The sequence below is a fragment of the Thermococcus sp. 5-4 genome, from assembly GCF_002197185.1.
In the GTDB taxonomy this organism is placed as follows: domain Archaea; phylum Methanobacteriota_B; class Thermococci; order Thermococcales; family Thermococcaceae; genus Thermococcus; species Thermococcus radiotolerans.
Window position 1 is genome coordinate 1,737,858 of sequence record NZ_CP021848.1, and the last position, 17,562, is coordinate 1,755,419.

At 55.9% G+C, this 17,562-nt stretch carries 20 protein-coding genes; 17 read left to right on the forward strand and 3 right to left on the reverse strand.

Going from position 1 to position 17,562, the window contains the following annotated elements:
- Positions 1–15: 15 nt before the first annotated feature.
- From CDI07_RS09555 to CDI07_RS09585, 7 genes are all read left to right on the forward strand, one after another.
- Positions 16–813 carry a hypothetical protein gene (locus CDI07_RS09555; RefSeq protein ID WP_088181405.1) on the forward strand — a complete coding sequence of 266 codons (798 nt, stop codon included), beginning with the start codon at positions 16–18 and terminating at the stop codon, positions 811–813.
- Positions 814–825: 12 nt separating this feature from the next.
- On the forward strand, positions 826–1,164 hold the full coding sequence (locus tag CDI07_RS10125) for a hypothetical protein (protein ID WP_145954995.1): 339 nt from the start codon (positions 826–828) through the stop codon (positions 1,162–1,164).
- Position 1,165: 1 nt separating this feature from the next.
- Positions 1,166–1,768: a hypothetical protein gene (locus CDI07_RS09565; RefSeq protein WP_088181407.1), complete on the forward strand. Its 603-nt coding sequence runs from the start codon at positions 1,166–1,168 to the stop codon at positions 1,766–1,768.
- A gap of 3 nt (positions 1,769–1,771) precedes the next feature.
- Positions 1,772–2,701 (forward strand): signal peptidase I, encoded by a 930-nt coding sequence (locus CDI07_RS09570; protein ID WP_088181408.1) that lies wholly within the window; start codon positions 1,772–1,774, stop codon positions 2,699–2,701.
- Positions 2,682–3,716, forward strand: a complete 1,035-nt coding sequence (locus CDI07_RS09575) for a DUF5305 family protein (protein ID WP_088181409.1) — start codon at positions 2,682–2,684, stop codon at positions 3,714–3,716. The genes CDI07_RS09570 and CDI07_RS09575 overlap by 20 nt, the downstream gene beginning before the upstream one ends.
- A gap of 65 nt (positions 3,717–3,781) precedes the next feature.
- Positions 3,782–6,511, forward strand: coding sequence for an alanine--tRNA ligase (gene alaS / locus CDI07_RS09580; protein ID WP_088181410.1), 2,730 nt, complete (start codon positions 3,782–3,784; stop codon positions 6,509–6,511).
- Between the two features lie 16 nt (positions 6,512–6,527).
- Positions 6,528–6,893 (forward strand): hypothetical protein, encoded by a 366-nt coding sequence (locus tag CDI07_RS09585; RefSeq protein ID WP_088181411.1) that lies wholly within the window; start codon positions 6,528–6,530, stop codon positions 6,891–6,893.
- Here the strand turns inward: CDI07_RS09585 and CDI07_RS09590 are convergent.
- Positions 6,880–7,632, reverse strand: a complete 753-nt coding sequence (locus CDI07_RS09590; RefSeq protein ID WP_088181412.1) for a Nif3-like dinuclear metal center hexameric protein — start codon at positions 7,630–7,632, stop codon at positions 6,880–6,882. The genes CDI07_RS09585 and CDI07_RS09590 overlap by 14 nt on opposite strands.
- 87 nt (positions 7,633–7,719) lie before the next feature.
- Between CDI07_RS09590 and CDI07_RS09595 the strand changes: the two genes are divergently transcribed.
- From CDI07_RS09595 to CDI07_RS09605, 3 genes are all read left to right on the forward strand, one after another.
- Positions 7,720–9,492 (forward strand): tRNA uridine(34) 5-carboxymethylaminomethyl modification radical SAM/GNAT enzyme Elp3, encoded by a 1,773-nt coding sequence (locus tag CDI07_RS09595; RefSeq protein ID WP_088181413.1) that lies wholly within the window; start codon positions 7,720–7,722, stop codon positions 9,490–9,492.
- Positions 9,493–9,613: 121 nt separating this feature from the next.
- Positions 9,614–10,189 carry a hypothetical protein gene (locus CDI07_RS09600; protein WP_088181414.1) on the forward strand — a complete coding sequence of 192 codons (576 nt, stop codon included), beginning with the start codon at positions 9,614–9,616 and terminating at the stop codon, positions 10,187–10,189.
- Between the two features lie 9 nt (positions 10,190–10,198).
- Positions 10,199–10,726: a hypothetical protein gene (locus tag CDI07_RS09605; RefSeq protein ID WP_088181415.1), complete on the forward strand. Its 528-nt coding sequence runs from the start codon at positions 10,199–10,201 to the stop codon at positions 10,724–10,726.
- Between the two features lie 6 nt (positions 10,727–10,732).
- Here CDI07_RS09605 and CDI07_RS09610 read toward each other — a convergent pair whose 3' ends face one another.
- A complete protein-coding gene (locus CDI07_RS09610) occupies positions 10,733–11,377 on the reverse strand; it encodes an HdeD family acid-resistance protein (protein ID WP_088181416.1) in 645 nt (214 codons plus the stop codon).
- Between the two features lie 125 nt (positions 11,378–11,502).
- Between CDI07_RS09610 and CDI07_RS09615 the strand changes: the two genes are divergently transcribed.
- The 3 genes from CDI07_RS09615 to CDI07_RS09625 are packed head-to-tail and all read left to right on the forward strand — an operon-like array spanning position 11,503 to position 13,185.
- Positions 11,503–12,018 (forward strand): YkgJ family cysteine cluster protein, encoded by a 516-nt coding sequence (locus CDI07_RS09615; RefSeq protein WP_088181417.1) that lies wholly within the window; start codon positions 11,503–11,505, stop codon positions 12,016–12,018.
- A gap of 27 nt (positions 12,019–12,045) precedes the next feature.
- Positions 12,046–12,633, forward strand: a complete 588-nt coding sequence (locus tag CDI07_RS09620) for a hypothetical protein (RefSeq protein WP_088181418.1) — start codon at positions 12,046–12,048, stop codon at positions 12,631–12,633.
- 45 nt (positions 12,634–12,678) lie between these two features.
- Positions 12,679–13,185, forward strand: coding sequence for a PUA domain-containing protein (locus CDI07_RS09625; protein ID WP_088181419.1), 507 nt, complete (start codon positions 12,679–12,681; stop codon positions 13,183–13,185).
- A gap of 26 nt (positions 13,186–13,211) precedes the next feature.
- On the opposite strand, the gene speD is transcribed toward CDI07_RS09625, so the two are convergent.
- Positions 13,212–13,643, reverse strand: coding sequence for an adenosylmethionine decarboxylase (gene speD, locus CDI07_RS09630; protein ID WP_088181420.1), 432 nt, complete (start codon positions 13,641–13,643; stop codon positions 13,212–13,214).
- Positions 13,644–13,974: 331 nt separating this feature from the next.
- On the opposite strand from speD, the gene CDI07_RS09635 reads away from it, so the two are divergent.
- The 4 genes from CDI07_RS09635 to CDI07_RS09650 all read left to right on the forward strand — a co-directional run bounded on the left by CDI07_RS09635 (position 13,975) and on the right by CDI07_RS09650 (position 17,562).
- Positions 13,975–14,892 (forward strand): protein translocase subunit SecF, encoded by a 918-nt coding sequence (locus CDI07_RS09635; RefSeq protein ID WP_088181421.1) that lies wholly within the window; start codon positions 13,975–13,977, stop codon positions 14,890–14,892.
- Positions 14,889–16,412 carry a preprotein translocase subunit SecD gene (locus CDI07_RS09640; RefSeq protein ID WP_088181422.1) on the forward strand — a complete coding sequence of 508 codons (1,524 nt, stop codon included), beginning with the start codon at positions 14,889–14,891 and terminating at the stop codon, positions 16,410–16,412. The genes CDI07_RS09635 and CDI07_RS09640 overlap by 4 nt, the downstream gene beginning before the upstream one ends.
- On the forward strand, positions 16,412–17,104 hold the full coding sequence (locus CDI07_RS09645) for a TrkA family potassium uptake protein (RefSeq protein ID WP_088181423.1): 693 nt from the start codon (positions 16,412–16,414) through the stop codon (positions 17,102–17,104). Before CDI07_RS09640 ends, CDI07_RS09645 begins: the two co-directional genes overlap by 1 nt.
- 146 nt (positions 17,105–17,250) lie before the next feature.
- Positions 17,251–17,562, forward strand: coding sequence for a V-type ATP synthase subunit H (locus CDI07_RS09650; RefSeq protein WP_088181424.1), 312 nt, complete (start codon positions 17,251–17,253; stop codon positions 17,560–17,562).

Genomic DNA, 17,562 nt, shown 5'->3' on the forward strand with positions numbered 1-17,562 from the left:
CAGGGGTGACCAGCGATGCGGAGCATTGCAGTAACTTTCCTCCTCATCGGCCTGCTGGTTGCAGGAATGGGCTATGCTACATGGGCAATCTATCAAGACACGGAGATAAGCAGTGGAAACTATGTCCAGGCTGGAACATTGGACATATATCTAACTGACCACGATAAAGACGCAAACCAGCAATGGCTGGTTTTAAATGCATACCCTGATACAGACGAGAATAATCCGGGTCAGAGTAACTGGATGGGCTCAGGTCAGATTAAGATTCATAACAATGGCAGCATCCAGGGAGATCACTTGGAACTTTCCTTTGAGTTCAAGTGCTATGAGGACAATGATGGGGACGTGTTTGTTAGTCCTACGTATCCTTACAACTTCACTTATGCTCCAAGCAAGCACATAGTTGGCCCAGAATCTGACACGAACCAGAGTGGTATTGGAAACTGGCTCAAGGAGATACACCTAGTGAAACTTAACTATGGGCTTTCTTCAAACCGTAAACCTACTTATGTCCTTCTGAATGGACTGTGCAACGCCGATGGTGATCCAGAATGCACAATGAATGACCTAGCTTTGTCCGTCATCAAGCTACCCCCAGAGTATACTCCATTAATAAACAGTAACGAGTATGGTCTCATCCAAATGGACTTTAACTTTACCGAAACGGGAGTTCCTCAGAACGACTGGCAGGGCGACATATGTGAAATCATAATCCATGTTGCACTGGCTCAGGATAGCAGTCAGGAAGTACTAAGCGCAGGGGGAGTGAAAGTCTACGGGCCAGGGATGGTCCTGCTGTATCACAAGCCATGAGGTCGGGGGCCGATGAGGTCGCTCTCCATTATCTTTCTTTTTGTTCTCATGGGCTTCCTGCTCTACAGTTCCCTGATGATGGGGGCTAGTCAGAGCGCTCCGCTTGAGTCTCCCCTAGCGGGGGAGAATCGAAACCTAATGAACGTGCAGGGGGTGAACTCAAGGCTCGGCATCCCGAACTTCACCGTGTCGAACTCCTCAAGGATAGTGGCGCTGGCCGAGCGCTTCACTGTGAAGGAAATAAACTACGAAGAGATGCTCGGTGCGATAGAGCTCGCGGCAAAGCTGAGCCTCTTGGCCGTGGCACTTGCGATGTTCCTGTCCCTGGTCTCGACACTGGTGGTGAGATGAAATGAGGAAGATCCTGCTCATACCCCTCATCATTGCCGTCTTTTCTCTCTACGTTTCCCAGGCGTCTTTTTCCTATTTCTCCGATACCGAGACCATAACCGCTGAACTGGCCGCCGCGATCCCGCCCTCCAGCGTCACCGTTCTGTACGAAAACGCCACCCTCACCTTCTTCTGCCACGTTCCCTGTTGCCATCACTGCAGCGGTTCTGGCGCGTCCGATTTGAACGGGGTTATCTCCAAGGCCGAGAAAAGTCCCGAGAGTCTGGAGCACGCCCCGCAGTGTTTCAGGAAGGTGTGTAACAAGGCCGTCCTCGACGGGATTTACATAAAGAACGATGGAAGGGACGTGGTTCTCGAGGGGGTCATCGTCAGGTGGTGGTGCGGCGGAAAGCTTAACTATCTGAAGATAGATAACAGAACGTTCGAGTCCAACTCCACGTCCCCCGCGGAGGTTGAAGTCGGGGTGACGCTGGGGGGCGGGTACCACAGCGTTGAGCTGGGCTTTGAATCAATAGTCTCCCCGGTCTTTGAAATAACCTTCATCTTCGACGACCACGTTGAGGAGGTATACTTCATACCATGCGTCAAGTTCGAGTGGGTGTAGCGGATGAAGGTAAAATACCTCGTGCTCCTAATCCTCGTTGCCCCAGCCCTCGTTCTCCTGCCCAGCCTGAGTAGGCTCGACCTCCTCGTGGTTCTCAGCGGGAGCATGCAGCCCCTCTTCAATCCCGGCGACATGGTTGTAATCGAGAGCGTGAACCTGGACTCGGTGACTGTTGGGGACGTCATAGCCTTCCATCCCCCAAATGCTAAGGACGAGAAAACGCTGGTCACCCACAGGGTCGTTGAGGTGATAACTAACGGGAGCCGCAGGTACTTCCAGACCAAGGGCGACAACAACGAGGACCTCGATCCCTTTCTAGTGCCATCAGAAAACGTCGTGGGGAAGGCGGTTTTCTCCCTGCCCTACCTCGGATACCTCACGAGGCACAACCCGAACAGAACCGTCAAACTTGCGGCGTATATCCTCCTCATAGTTATCCCCGGCCTCGTGGTGCTCTACGGTGAGCTGTCGTACCTGCGGAACTACTCACCGAGAATCGAGAGGATGGAGGAGAGGCTGAAACGCTGGCGAGCTAGGACCGTCGAGGAGGTGCTTCCCATGAGGGCCGCGGGTATATTCGTTATATCACTGGTGGCGTTGACCCTGTTGTTTTACCCATCGCTCGAAAGAACCCCCGCGGGCATCGTTAACACCGGTGTGCTCCCGGTCCTCCTCCTCAGAAACGACGTGCCCGACTACGTCTACCTTTCCCCGGGAGAAACCTACGACGGAAACTACGAACTGGCCGTTAACTCGGTTCTCCCGGTGATGTGGCTCGTCCGTGCCTACGAGGTCAACCCTTTTATAGTTAAATCGCTAAACGTTATAATATCACTCCTGCTGACGCTCGTAACGTTTCCCCTGTGGGTCAGGGAGTTCCCGGACATAAAAAGCCGGGTAAGGAGGCGGCACCATGGAACTCTGGGAGTATAATCTGCTCTCTATTGTAAAACGGCGCTGGATTCCTCTAACCGTAATCTTCCTGCTTCTGACGGCTGGTTTTGGCTACGCCTACGGCACGACCCCCACGACGGTCACCACGAAGGCCACCGTTGCGAAGACCCTGTACCGTTGGTCCGGCTGGATTGGTGGAACGGGCGTTGTGGGTAGGCCGAACCCGATATGGGACGTTGGAAAAAGGGTGGAGCTTCCGATATACCCCGTTTCCATAATGCCCGTGGCGGAGATTGCGTTGGGCTTCAACGTGAGCGGAAAGGACGTTAATCTAAAGTTTGAGCGAGAGATGAGGGTCGTTTACTACATCTCCTACGACAAGGAGAGGGTGATTGAGAAAACCTACCTCTCGGTCTCCAACTCCTCGACTGGGAGTTCCTTTACAGATCACCTGCTTTTGAACGTCAGCGACGTTTTCACCCGCATAGAGATCGCCAGGAACATCCTGAAGCTTCCGAGGGAGAGCACCGGTGTTGAGATCATCGGAAAAATCAGGTACTCGGGCACGGTTGACGGAAAGCCTGTGAAAGGGTCTCAGGAGTTCAAGGGGAGCATAAGCTTCCCCTACGAGGGCTTCTATAAAATCGAGGGTGACTCGAGGAACGGTACCCAGACGTTCACAAAGACCGTTACGGAGACCCGGGCGGTGAACCAGAGAAAGCGCGCCCTGTTCCTGTCACTGTCGGTACTCTTCGGAGTTCTCGCAGCCGCCACAGTCGTCATCGGCCGGAAGTTCGACCCCGGTGCATACAGCGTGGAGGAGCTTACGGCCGAGCAGGAGAGGAAAAAGCTCGCCAAGTGGATAAGCTCCGGAAAGCTCCCCAAGAGCCTCCCCGCTAAGAGGATAGAGCTGGCCTCGCTTACCGACCTCGTTGAGGCGGCCATAGACATGAACAAGAGGGTCATCCACGACGCCGAAAAGGGCGTATACTTTTTCCTGAACGAGGGGGTGCTCTACTACTTCCAGGAAAAGACCTCCGAAGGGGAGAACTGAACTTCAAACGAAAGTCTTTTTTAGCATCACCGTAGGATAGGCTTAGGAGTAAGAAGGTGAGGATTATGAGTATGGACATGACGACCAGGATGTTTAAGGAGGAAGGATGGATTAGAAAGCAGTGCCCGAAGTGCGGGAAGTTCTTCTGGACCCTCGATCCGGACAGGGAGACCTGCGGTGACCCGCCCTGTGACGAGTACGCCTTCATAGGAAAGCCCGGAATACCGAAGAAGTACACCCTCGATGAGATGCGCGAGAAGTTCCTGAGCTTCTTCGAGAGGCACGGCCACGGAAGGGTCAAGCGCTACCCGGTTCTGCCGCGCTGGAGAGATGACGTTCTCCTCGTCGGGGCGAGCATAATGGACTTCCAGCCGTGGGTCATAAGCGGCGAGGCCGACCCGCCGGCCAACCCGCTCACGATAAGCCAGCCCTCGATTCGCTTCACGGACATAGACAACGTTGGAATAACCGGCAGGCACTTCACGATATTTGAAATGATGGCCCACCACGCCTTCAACTATCCGAACAAGCCGATTTACTGGATGGACGAGACGGTGGAGCTGGCTTTTGAGTTCTTCACCAAGGAGCTTGGAATGAAGGGCGAGGACATAACCTTCAAGGAGAACCCCTGGGCAGGGGGAGGAAACGCTGGGCCGGCCTTCGAGGTGCTCTACCGCGGCCTCGAGGTGGCAACGCTCGTTTTCATGCAGTACAAGAAGGCCCCGGAGAACGCAGACCCCAGCCAGGTCGTTGAGATTAAAGGGGACTACTACGTCCCGATGGAGACGAGGGTCGTTGACACCGGCTACGGCCTCGAGAGGCTCGTCTGGATGAGCCAGGGAACGCCGACGGCGTACGATGCCGTCCTCGGCTACGTCGTCGAGCCGCTGAAGAAGGCGGCAGGGATAGACAAGATCGACGAGCGCATCCTCATGGAGAACTCCCGCCTGGCGGGAATGTTCGATATCGAGGACATGGGCGACCTCAAGGTTCTCCGCCAGGAAGTCGCGAGGCGCGTCGGCATAAGCGTCGAGGAGCTGGAGAGGGCCGTCAGACCCTACGAGCTAATCTACGCGATAGCCGACCACACAAAGGCCCTGACCTTCATGCTCGCCGATGGCGTGATTCCCTCCAACGTTAAAGCCGGCTATCTGGCGAGGCTCCTCATAAGGAAGAGCATAAGGCACCTCCGCGAGCTCGGACTGGAGATGCCGCTGAGCGAGGTAGTGGCGATGCACATCAAGGTCCTCTCCCCGACGTTCCCGGAGTTCAAGGAGATGGAGGAGGTAATCCTCGATATAGTCAACGTCGAGGAGAAGCGCTATCAGGAGACCCTCAGGCGCGGAAGCGACCTTGTGAAACGCGAGATTGCCAAGCTCAAGAAGTCCGGCAAGGACGAGATACCCCTCGAAAAGCTCATCCTGTTCTACGAGAGCCACGGCCTAACTCCTGAGATAGTCGCGGAAGTCGCCAAGAGCGAGGGGGTCAAGGTTCACATCCCGGACAACTTCTACACCCTCGTCGCCAAGGACGCAGAGAAGACCGCAAAGGAGGAGGCCGCCAAATACGTCGTTGACTTCGAGCTTGTCAAGGACCTCCCAGACACGAGGACGCTCTACTACGAAGACCCCTTCATGAAGGAGTTCGATGCCGAGGTTCTCAAGGTCATAGACGACTGGGTGGTTCTCAACCAGACCGCCTTCTACCCTGAGGGCGGCGGTCAGCCCTGCGACCTCGGTGAGCTGAACGGAGTGAAGGTTCTGGACGTCCAGAAGGTCGGAAAGGTTATTCTCCACAGGGTGGAGAAGCCCGAGGCCTTCAAGGAGGGCCAGACCGTCCATGGAAAGATCGACTGGGACAGGAGAATCCAGCACATGCGCCACCACACCGGAACCCACGTCCTCATGGGGGCCCTGGTTAGGGTTCTCGGCAAGCACGTCTGGCAGGCCGGTTCACAGCTCCATACCGACTGGGCTAGGCTGGACATAAGCCACTACAAGCGCATAACCGAGGAGGAGCTCAGGGAGATAGAGCGCCTTGCCAACCGCGTCGTCATGGAGAACAGAAAGGTGACCTGGGAGTGGCTCCCGAGGACGGAGGCCGAGATGAAGTACGGTTTCAGGCTCTACCAGGGTGGAGTTGTTCCCGGGAGGACCATCAGGGTTCTCAGGATAGAGGACTGGGACGTCCAGGCCTGCGGTGGAACCCACCTGCCGAACACCGGGCTCATAGGCCCGATTAAGATTCTGAGAACCGAGCGCATACAGGACGGTGTCGAGAGGATCGTCTTCGCCGCTGGAGAGGCGGCCGTTAACTGGATGCAGGAGACGGAGAGGATACTCAAGAGGACGAGCGAGGTCTTCCGTGTGCCGCCCGAGAAGGTCCCCGAGACCGCCGAGAGGTTCTTCAACGAGTGGAAGCAGGCCAGAAAAGAGGTGGAGAAGCTCAGGAAGGAGCTGGCCAAGCTTCTCGTCTATGAGCTTGAGAGCGAGGCCGAAAAGGTCGGTGAGGTTGAGTTCATCGGGGCCGTGGTAGAGGGCACCATGGACGACCTCCGCGAGGCCGCCAACAAGCTCAGGAAGGACAACCGGGTCATCGTCCTTATCAGCAGAGAGGGGCACTTCGTGGTCGCCGTTGGAGACGGCCTCGACCTTAAAGCTGGCGAGCTGGCGAAGATAATAACCTCCGTCGCCGGCGGTGGCGGTGGCGGAAGGAAGGAGCTCGCCCAGGGCAGAATAAAGAACCCGCTCAAGGCTGAGGAAGCTATAGCCGAGGTGAAGAAGAGCCTCGGCTGATTCAAAACTTTTTTGGGTGGTTAAAATCAGGGTGAAGGCCCTAACCAAGGAAGCTGCAGAGATAGCCGGTGGAATGGGGCTCACGGCCGTTCCGGAGTACAGGACGCCCGACGGGACGAGGATAGACCTTGCGATACTGGACGATGGACGAAAGCTCCTCGCCATCGAGTTCGAGAACTCCTACAAGTGGATCCGCCAGAGGCTGCTCTACAACATCGTTAAGGCTTCCAGAGCCGGTTTCTCGGAGCTCTGGGTTGTGTATCCGTTTCAGGTGCCTTCTCTAGGCTGGATAAACGAGTACGCCATGGAGCTCGGCGTCGAATTGAGAATTCTCGGGCCGGAGGAGTTCAGGGAGAAAATAAGGGGCATTAGAGCCCAGTAGGCTCGTCTATGAAGAAAACATCCACCCCAAACTTTTCTTTTACGACCTCCATCAGGGCCTTGACTCCCAAGGTCTCGGTCTTGTAGTGTCCGGCGACGGCAACGCTTATCCCCAGGTCTAGGGCGGTGAGGTAATCCGCGTGAGTAAATTCGCCGGTTACGAAAAGATCAACGCCCTTCCTCTTACCCTCTTCGAGTGCAAAGGCTCCGGCGCCGGTTATGGCTCCGACGACCCTTATCTCCCTCTCCCCGAACTCGTAGGTTCTCACGGTCGTGCCGAGCCTCTCGGCCAGAACCTGGGCGACCTTTTCTATGGGCTGCGGCTCCTCGAACTCCCCAAGGAAGCCGATGGTTGCCCCCTTGTACTCTCCGAAGGGCTCCTTCGGCTCAAGACCGAGCAGTTTCAGAAGCTGAACGTTGTTCCCGACCTCGGGATGGGCGTCGAGGGGAACGTGTGCCGCGTAGAGGTTTATGCCGGCATCGAAGAGCGCCTTCAGGCGCCTGTAATGGATTCCGGTGATGTAACTCAGCCCGCCCCATATCATGCCGTGGTGGACGATGAGCATGTCCGCCCTTCCCCTGGCGGCGCGTCCTATCGTCTTCAGCGTCGTATCGACGGCGAAAGCTACCCTCTCGACTTCCGCCTTCCCCTCCACCTGGAGGCCGTTGCTCGATTTGTCTGGGTAAGCCTGAACGTTGAGGTATTCATCGAGGAATGCAACGAGCTTGTCGCGGTTCATGGTTATCACCCGGTTGTATTCGCTACTCCAATATGTCCGGCAAACCCTTTTAAAACCGAGCCTCAACTCCAGCCGAGAGGTGTTGAGATGAGTGAGAAGTTCCGAAAGGCCGTCGAGGAGCTCGCGAGGGCCGTCATGAAAGGCGAGATAAAGAGCCGTGAGGAGCTCAACAGGTACAAGATAGCCGTATCCAGGAAGTATCATCTCTCAAAGATTCCCGGTAACTCTGACATCCTCAAGGCCATCCCGGAGGACAGGCGGGAGGAGTTCAGGGACCTGCTCAGGAGAAAGCCGACGAGGACGATAAGCGGCGTCGCCGTGGTTGCCATGATGACCAAGCCCTTCCCGTGTCCCCATGGGCGCTGCATCTACTGTCCCGGGGGACCGAGCGTCGGCTCCCCCCAGAGCTACACCGGAAAAGAACCTTCCGCCCTGAGGGCCGTTCAGAGCGCCTATCATCCCTACATCATCATGATGCGCAGGCTAAAGCAGCTCACCGACATAGGGCACGACGTGGACAAGGTGGAGGTCATAATCCAGGGCGGCACCTTCCCGGCCGTTGATCTGGACTACCAGGAGTGGTTCGTCAAGTGCGCCTTCAAGGCGATGAACGACTTCCCGCACTTTAAGGATATAGAGAACCTTGAGGAGAAGCTCGTCAGGCTGATAGTCCACAACGATGAGTCCGTCTTTGAGGAGGACCCGAAGTTCAAGGAAGCCTGGGAGAAAACTCACTCAAGGCCATACTACTACCTCGAGGACGAGCAGAGGAAGAACGAGATGGCCAAGGTCAGGATGGTCGGCTTGACCATCGAGACGCGCCCGGACTGGGCCTTCGAGAGGCACATAGACAGGATGCTGAAGCTCGGAACGACGAGGGTTGAGCTCGGCGTCCAGACGGTTTTCAACTTCATCCACGAGAGGACCAGAAGGGGGCACGGCGTCGAGGAGATAGTTAAGGCCACCCAGCTCCTCCGCGACGCGGGCCTTAAAATCAACTACCACATAATGCCCGGCCTGCCCGGAAGCAACTTTGAGCGCGACCTCTACACCTTCCGCGCCATCTTCGAGGATCCTCGCTTCCGCCCGGACATGCTGAAGGTGTATCCCACCCTGGTTACCGCCGATGCACCGCTCTACCGCTGGTGGAAGGAGGGTAAATACCGCCCCTACCGCACGGAGGAGGCAGTGGAGCTTCTCGTCGAGGCCTACAAGTTCTTCCCCAGGTGGGTTCGTGTGATGAGGATCCAGCGCGACATACCTGTTCAGCTCATCGTTGACGGCGTCAAGCACTCCAATCTGGGCCAGCTCGTCTTCAACGAGCTCGTGAAGCGTGGTATAAGGCCGAAGGAGATTAGGTTTAGAGAAGTCGGCCACATGATGGAGAAGTTCGGGGTTCAGCCCGAGATCGAGCACATCACGCTCCTCCGCGAGGACTACGAGGCAGCGGGGGGAAGGGAAATCTTCCTCAGCTTCGAGGACGTTAAGAACGACATCTTGATAGGCTTCCTCAGGCTGAGAATTCCGAGCGAAAAGGCCCACAGGAGGGAGATAAACTGCTGTCCCTCTGCGATAGTCAGGGAACTCCACATTTACGGGCCGCTCGTGCCCATCGGCGGAAAGCCCCGCTACGAGTGGCAGCACCGCGGCTACGGAAGGGAACTCCTCGCTGAGGCCGAGAGGATAGCGAGGGAGGAGTTTGACGTCAGGAAGATGCTCGTCATCAGCGGCGTTGGCGTTAGGAACTACTACAGGAAGTTCGGCTACCGGAAGAATGGGCCGTACGTGGCAAAGCGGCTCGATAAGGGCTATGCTGACTTCGAAACCCGGGGACACTTCGACGGCCACTTAAACACGTGAAAGGTGTTTTATTCTTCCTTAACTTCAGCCTATTCTCGTCACCAGGTTCGGAGGAAAAACCTTTTCTCTTCAGTAAAACTTTTAAGCACTGATGAACAATTATGGACTGAGGTGAGCCTGAATGGGGAAGGGTGGCAGGTCAAGAATCTCATATGAGACGAGTTTCCGGGCCAAGGTCCTCATACTCGCGGTCATCTTTGGAATCGCCATATTCATGATAGTTTACTATCCCCTCCTCTCCCACAACGTGAATCCCTTTGACGTTGCCTCGCCCAAGGGGCAGGTGGTTCTAGCCCAGAACTTCACCCTGGGCTCCGTGAACTACACCAACGCCGTTCCGATAACGTCCCAGAACGGCGTACTCGTTCTGAAGGGCAACGACGACGCCGGGGACACGCTGACGATGAAAATGGAGACCCCCGGTTGGTGCATTGACATCTGGGTGTGGGGCGGCTCGTCGAACGGCTGGCAGCTGAAGTACGACTGCGCCAGAGAGGTTCAGCTGAGCCAGTACTCCTTCAGGAGGGTTCCGACCCACGAGGCGAAGGAGATACTCTACTGGTACCTGGAGCCGGGATACGTCATAGTGCTCCACAAGGAGGGTGCCGTTCAGAACTACGAGACCGTCAACTTCACGGTCACCTACGGCGGGGTTACTGGGGAGGGCTCGCTCAGGGTCTCCCTCGGGAGCCAGTGAGGTGGTACTATGAGGTTGTCCTACGAAACGGCGTTTCGGCTCAAGGTTCTCTTCATAGTCCTCGTTTTTGGAATTCTCATCTTCAGGATAGTTTACTACCCCCTCCTCACCCACAAAGTCGTTCCGTACGGCGTGGCCGCGCCGAAGGGGCAGATAATCCTCCTCGAAAACATCACGCTGGGCAACTACACATGGGAGAACGCCGTTGACATGCAGGGGCACCTGATACTGAAGGGCAACGAGGACTACGGGGACTCCGTGTTCCTTAAAATTCAAACACCCGGCTGGTGTGCCGACGTTGCCTTCTGGGATGGGCAGAAGTTCATCGTGAGCGAGAAGTGCGTTAGGCAGCTGACGATCTCCAAGTACTTCTTCGTGATAACCCCCGCCTTTTACTGGTACGTCGAGCCAGGATATCACCTAATCTTCTACAAGCCGGAAGGAAACCCTGAGAAGTATGAGCTGATTAACTTCACGGTGACATACGGCGAGAAAATCGACTGGGGCGCCTTCAAGGTCGCCTACGGAAAAAGCTAAAGGGGGTTAAACCCCCGTTTCGGCTTCCTTTTTCATTGACCTTGCGCCGAGCGAGATGGCAATAAAGCTCGCACCGGCGACGATCAGCTCCACCGCGACGAAGATTCCTATGACCCATGGGCTCCACTCCGGCCAGTTGGCCAGTATCATGGCGCCGATGAAGAAGTCTATGACGCCGGAGAATATGACCAGTCCACCGTTCTGAACCTTGAAGCCCATCAGCACCTTGACGATACCGAAGATGAAGAACGCTCCACCGAGTATGAAGGTCAGTATCTGGGCCGATATCAGCGGCTCCTCGATCATGGTGACGCCCACCGCCAAGTAGAGAACCGCCAGCAGCAGCTGGAATATTCTCGTTCCCCCGGTCTCGCCGCGGCCGAAGAGTCCCGCGAATATGAGCATTATACCGCCAACTATCAGGAACACTCCGAAGACGGCTATGCTGGCTAGAGTTACGAACGGGAGCATTCCCAGACCGACGATACCGAGAACGGTCAGCACTATACCGAGGATCAGATACCAGGGCCAGTGGGCCATGACGCTGGCCATCTGCTTCTTGGCCATCTCCTCCTTGTACTCCTCGTACTCCTCCGGGGTCATTGGTTTCTTCTCTCCCTCAACCCCAGAAGGTTCCTTAACTTCATCCATAGGTACTACCTCCAAAACGCTTTTTTGCAAATAAGGTATCCACTTCGAACTGATAAAAACCTTTCGTCGAATAGTTTTCGAAAATATCCCGATGCATTTTTAACCAGATCCCTGAATTGAATTCCATGAGGTTCGAACCGAGACCCTTCACCCAACCGGTGCCCTTCAGGTGCGAGTTCTGTCTCGACTGCTGCCGCGGGAGACACGTGTACCTGACGCTGAAGGACATAGAGAGAATAGCGAGGGCCGGCCACGACCCGCAGGACTTCGTGACGTTCTCCGTGGAGGGGAACAAAATCCGCTTCGTTCTGGCCGTGAGAGAATGGGACCTCGGCTGCGTCTTCCACGACCCCGAAACCGGGAAGTGCCGGATTCACGAGGTCAATCCGGTAATCTGCAGGATCTACCCCTTCATGGTTTCGCGCAAACCGCTCGGGGTCAAGGGCGAGAGGCCGTTCCAGTACAAGGGCCAGAGGCTCTGGCTCTACTACGATGCCTCCTGTCCCGGGATAAACGCCGACGAGCCGGAAACCCTAATAAACCCCGAGGAGATCGCCGAGCTCGGCCTTGAATTCGAGAGGGAACTCGAGAGAACCGACATGGAGGGCCTCGCGAGGCTCATGGATGAGCTCGAAAGATAGATATACCATAGGCGGCTATTTGAAAACATGAGGAACTGGAAGCTCCCCCTCCTGCTCGGCTGTTTCATCGTTCAATTGGCCATCAATCTGATTTTCTACGGCTTTCCGGCCATAATGTTCTCGGGGATAGTTCCGGAGTCCCTCTATCCAGAGATTGCCTGGAGTCTGCCCGTTCTCATCATCGTCTACTTTCTCCTGGCGATGGCGTCCCTCTACTACCTTGGAATCTCCCCGAGGCCGAAAAGAGGCAGGCTACTCGGCTCGGCGTACTTCGCATTCGGTGCAATCGGCTCGGCCTGGGTGATAGCGGAGTCCCTCGCCGGTACGGAAACTCCCCTCCTCCTCATAGCCTTCGGCATATGGTTCGCCTCATCCATCGGTGGAATTGTCTCCCTCTGGCTGCTAGAGGAGAAGGTTCCCGATGCCGTTGCCGCCGCGATAATCGCTTTCCTGGGCATCTCGGCCTTCATCAGTGCCGCAACGGCCCAGTGGGTGGTCGCCGACTACTACGTCCACGTCCACGTCCACATGAACGAGAGCATCCCGGGGAACGCCACGGTTGTCGTGGAGCACCCAGTGGAGGTGCCTCCCCCAAACCTCACCAACTCAAGCTGAGCTAAGCCTTTTAAGGAATGCCTAAGACTCCCAACCGGTGGGTTCATGGAGGGCGAGCTGAGGTATAGGCGGGCCTCGTCCTGGGAGTACGATTTGATCCTTCGCGAGGCCGAGAAGTACGGCGAGCTGGAGCATCACTTCTTTGCGATAGTCGAGGGGAAGTTCCGCGACGTTTACGCCGTTAACGAGAGGGCCTGGGCCGAGATTGAGGGGATGAAGGTCAAGCCCTACGCATACGGAACCTTCGTCGGCACGATAAAGGTGGACAAAAACCTGGTCGAGAAGTTCTACCCCAACGTCGAGTTCTTCTACTTCGTGAGGGTTGAGAAGAACTACGCGGTTCTCAGCCCGAAGGCGGGCTTTCTCTTCACCACCGGAAAGGACGTGCCGAGGAGCGGCGTGAGAAAATACAACTGGCAGGGAACGAAGAAGCTCGTTATCTACGACGAGAACGGGATTATCCTCGGCATCGGCAGGATAAACCCAGAAAGCAAAAGGAAGTTCATCCTGAACGTTACGGACATAGGGGAGTTCATAAGGAGAAAGCGTTAGAGACAGAAAAGAGGATGGGGGTGGATTCAGTTCTTGCCGTTGTTTGTTCTCTCGAGCTTCTCCTCCCACGTGAGTATCATGTGGGTGAAGGTCTCGTCCTCTTCCTCTATTCCGCGCTTTATCTCGGAAACGTGGGCGTACTGGGCGCGGAGCTTGTCGAGGATGTAGTCAACGGCCTTCTCCGGATCGGCGGTGGTTCCGCAGGTGTAAACGTCCAGGGCGGCGTAGCCCTTCTCGGGCCAGGTGTGTATCGAGATGTGGCTCTCGGCGACGATGACCATGCCGCTGACGCCTGTGGGCGAGAACTTAAAGAAATAGCTCGCCTTGACCTCCATTTTACCAACCTTGGCGGCCTCTAGGAATATCTCTCTTATCTTGTCAGCGTTACCGAGGATTTCGGGATCGCAACCTGCGGCCTCAACAACGTAGTGGAACCCGATCGTCTCTATCTCAGCCATGGCTCTCACCTCTTGTTGCTCCTATTACGAACCCTTTTTAAAGTTAAGCCCTAAAGTGGAGAGCTGTGAACGGGCCGTTCTGGCTTTGAACTGCTCTTAATTGGCCTGGAATGCATTGAACGGTTATGTCCTGGTCGTTATCGAAATTTTCCGAAAGCTTATGGTGGTTTCCTCCCAAGCCCGATTTGAAGGCTCTTTCATGGATTAAATCCCTTCTCCGCCTCGTTTAATCCTGCTCACCGATGGCCTTTTTTAAGCGTGAACCACTAATTTTAAAACTCATACCTCCAACTAACGACAAGTTTACGAAAACTCACGAAGGGGTGAAGGTATGTCGAAGTCTAAACCGAAGTCCAAGCCCGCGGCAGGGGATGCCGTGAGGGCGAAGAAACAGGAAAAACTGAGCTTTCTAGCGCGGATGGAGTACAAGAAGATGATAATGTACCCCCTCGCGGTCTTCGTGATAGCACTGATACTTCTCGCGGTCAACTTTCCAACGCTTGGAATAGACCTCCGCGGCGGTGTGGTCGTCACCGCCTACGGGGTGGATGCGAATCCGGATGAACTCGGCAAGTACATAAGCGATAAAATCGGGGTGGACGTCAGGGTCGAGAGCTTCACGGGCGTGGAAGCCAGCGGTGTCAGGGTTTACGCCCCCATAGGCACCGATCCGCTCAAGATAATCGATGCCATGAAGGATAAGTATCCAAACGCCGAATACACCCACAGCGAGGTGCAGCCCACCTTTGGAGAGATAGCCCAACAGCAGGGAATAAGGGCGCTGGTGTTTGCGTTCCTCGCCATGGCGGTCGTGGTCTTCCTGTTCTTCAGGAACCTCGTGCCGTCCCTCACGATAATATTCTCCGCTCTCTCGGACATGACGATAGCCGTTGCCTTGATGGGCATCTTCGGAATTGAACTCACCACCGCCACGATAGCGGCCCTGCTCATGCTCATAGGTTACACCGTCGACAGCAACATCCTCCTGACGACTAAGCTCCTCAGGCGGAAGGAGGACTCCATAGACAAAGCCTACCTCTCGGCCGTTTCAACCGGCTTCACCATGAGCACCACTACCCTCGGTGCCCTGCTGATTCTCTGGATAATCTCGACCTCACAGACCATAGACAACATTGCCATAGTCCTCATCTTCGGTCTGCTCGCGGACTTCATGAACACCTGGGTTCTCAACGCGGGCGTGCTCAAGTGGTACCTCACCAGGGAAGCTGCCAGGGGTGGTAAGGCATGAAGAGAAGAACCAAAAAGCTCCTCCGGAACTGGAGGATAATCCTGCTCACGCTCTTCCTCATAGGCTCGATAGCGACCCTCGCGCTCAAACCGCTCACCTTCGGTATAGATATAAGCGGTGGTGTCGCGCTCGTTGCCCAGACGGAACATCCCGTCGACACCAAGACCATGCAGCTCGTCGTCGATTCACTGCAGAAGAGGCTGAACACCCTCGGTCTGAGGGACATAACCGTTGAGGCCCAGGGAGACCAGATAGTCCTCATCAAAGTTGCCAACGTCACCTCCCCGGAGGAGGCGAATCAGATAAAGAGCGTCATCGAGAGCCAGGGTGTCTTCTACATGGAGTTCACAGGAACGATCTTTGGAACGGGCAACGACGTCGAGTACGTTGGCATCTACAAGATAAACCCCGACAACAGCTGGAGCGTTCCCTTCAGGATTTCAAAGAGCGCCGCGGAGAAGTTCGCCGAGCTGGCCTACGGTAAGAAGGGCTGGCCCGTTGACATGTTCCTCGACCCGCCGGTCAACTCCCTCCTGGTGGTTCCGGAGAGCGTTTACAAGGCTATGAACAGCTCGGAGTTCAACGCCGAGGCCCCCGAGGCGCCGACACTCCTGGAGAGGATCACCAAGGCCTTCAACATAAGCGTCGTCGCCTACGCCAACCAGAGCGCCGACGAGATAGCCAAGCTCGCCCAGGGCAAGGACAAGATAGTCCTCGTTGACGTCCCGCAGGAACTTCAGACCCAGCTTGAGGGAATGAACATCACGGTAAGGTACGTTCCGAGGGCCCAGGGCGAGAGCGACCACGCGCTCATAGTCAGGGTTCTCGGTCTCTACGGTCCGTACTCCCTCGGAGAGGGTCTCACGGTTGGAGAGCCTCAGCAGGACGTCCAGATAACCGGAAGCGCCCCCGACAGGCTCACAGCCGAGCAGGAGGCCAGCACTATCTACACCGTCCTCAAGAGCGGTTCGCTTCCGGTCAAGCTCAGCGTCGTCGGCATGGAGTTCATCTCCCCGAGGCTCGGCGAGGGTTTCAGGACGCAGGCCGTCTATGCGGGCATAGGCGCGCTGATAACGGTTCTCCTCATCGTCTACTTCCACTACAGGAAGTGGAGGATAGCCATACCGGTTGCCTCCACCAGCCTCTTCGAGGCGATAATCATCCTGGGCTTCGCGGCGCTGATCAAGTGGAACCTCGACCTCCCGAGTATAGCAGGTATCATCGCGGCCATAGGTACCGGTGTCGACCAGCAGATAGTCATAACCGACGAGCTCCTCGGTGGGGAGAAGACCACGAAGATAAGCAGGCGTTCCAGCGTGCTCAAGAGGATGGGAAGGGCGTTCTTCGTCATCTTCGCCTCGGCGGCAACAACGATAGCGGCCATGAGCTTCCTGCTGGTCTACTTCGTCGGAACGCTCAAGGGATTCGCCTTCACGACGATACTGGGCGTGCTCATCGGAATCCTGATAACAAGGCCAGCCTACGCTGAAATAGCCAAATACCTCCTCGGTGAGGACTGATGTTCGTCGTTATAATGGGTGCCGGAAGGGTTGGCTACCTCGTGGCCAAGATGCTGGAGGAGGAGGGACACGACGTCACCATAATAGAGATGGACAAGGAGCGCGCCAAGGAGCTCTCCCTCCTCATCAATGGCTTGGTCATCGAGGGCGATGCCACCGACCCGAAAACGCTTGAGGAGGCCAACATAAAGCAGGCCGACGCCTTCGCGGCTTTGACGGGCAAGGACGATGCCAACCTGCTCGCCTGCATACTGGCGAAGCACCTCAACCCCAAGATCAAGACCTCGCTCAGGATAAGCAACCCGCAGAACAGGCGCATATTCGAGGAGGTCACCGACCTCAAGCGCTACTTCGACTTCGTGATTTCGCCTGAGGAAATAGCCGCGGAGTACATCAGCAGGAACATAGTCACGCCGGGCTTTGACAGGGTGCTCTTCCCGAAGGAGGGCGCCGAGATAGTCCGCTTCAGCATAAACGGGGACAGTGAGATAGCCGGCAAGCTGGTCAAGGATCTGAAGCTGCCGAGGGACGCGCTCATGGTGGCGGTTTACGACGAGAAGGGCAACCTCATAATCCCGTCAGGCGATACAAAGCTCCCGGAGCGCGGTCAGCTCATAATATTCGCCAAGAACAGCGTTCTGGACGATGTGAAGAAGCTCCTGGAAAAGAAAAAACCTGAGAACGAAAGTTAATATGACATTTTTTTCAACTTTCATGTCCATTTTTGTTCTTTCATCGTCAAATCCTCGGTTTGTAGGCCAAAAACTATTTAAACCGATTAGGGAAGCCAAAGGTGGCGTGAGGATCACCTGTTTTCGGTGTCATTGGGGGGCTAATCATGGAGGACGTCATCAAGCAGATTGTTGATGCAGAGAAGCAGGCCGAGGAGAGGATCGAGAGGGCCAAGGAGGAGGCCAAGGAGATAGTCCTCAAGGCCCGCGAAGAGGCCAAGCTTCTCGAAAAGAGCATAGTTGAAGAGGCCGAGAAAAACGCAGAATCCCTCATCGAGAAGGCCCGCCTCGAGGGCGAGGAGGAGGCCAAGAGAATACTCGAGGAGGGGGATTCCGAGATCGAGGAGCTCAAGGTCAAGGCCACGAACAACTTCGAGAAGGCCATCTCTGCGGGAATAGCGCTCGTGAGAGGGAGATGA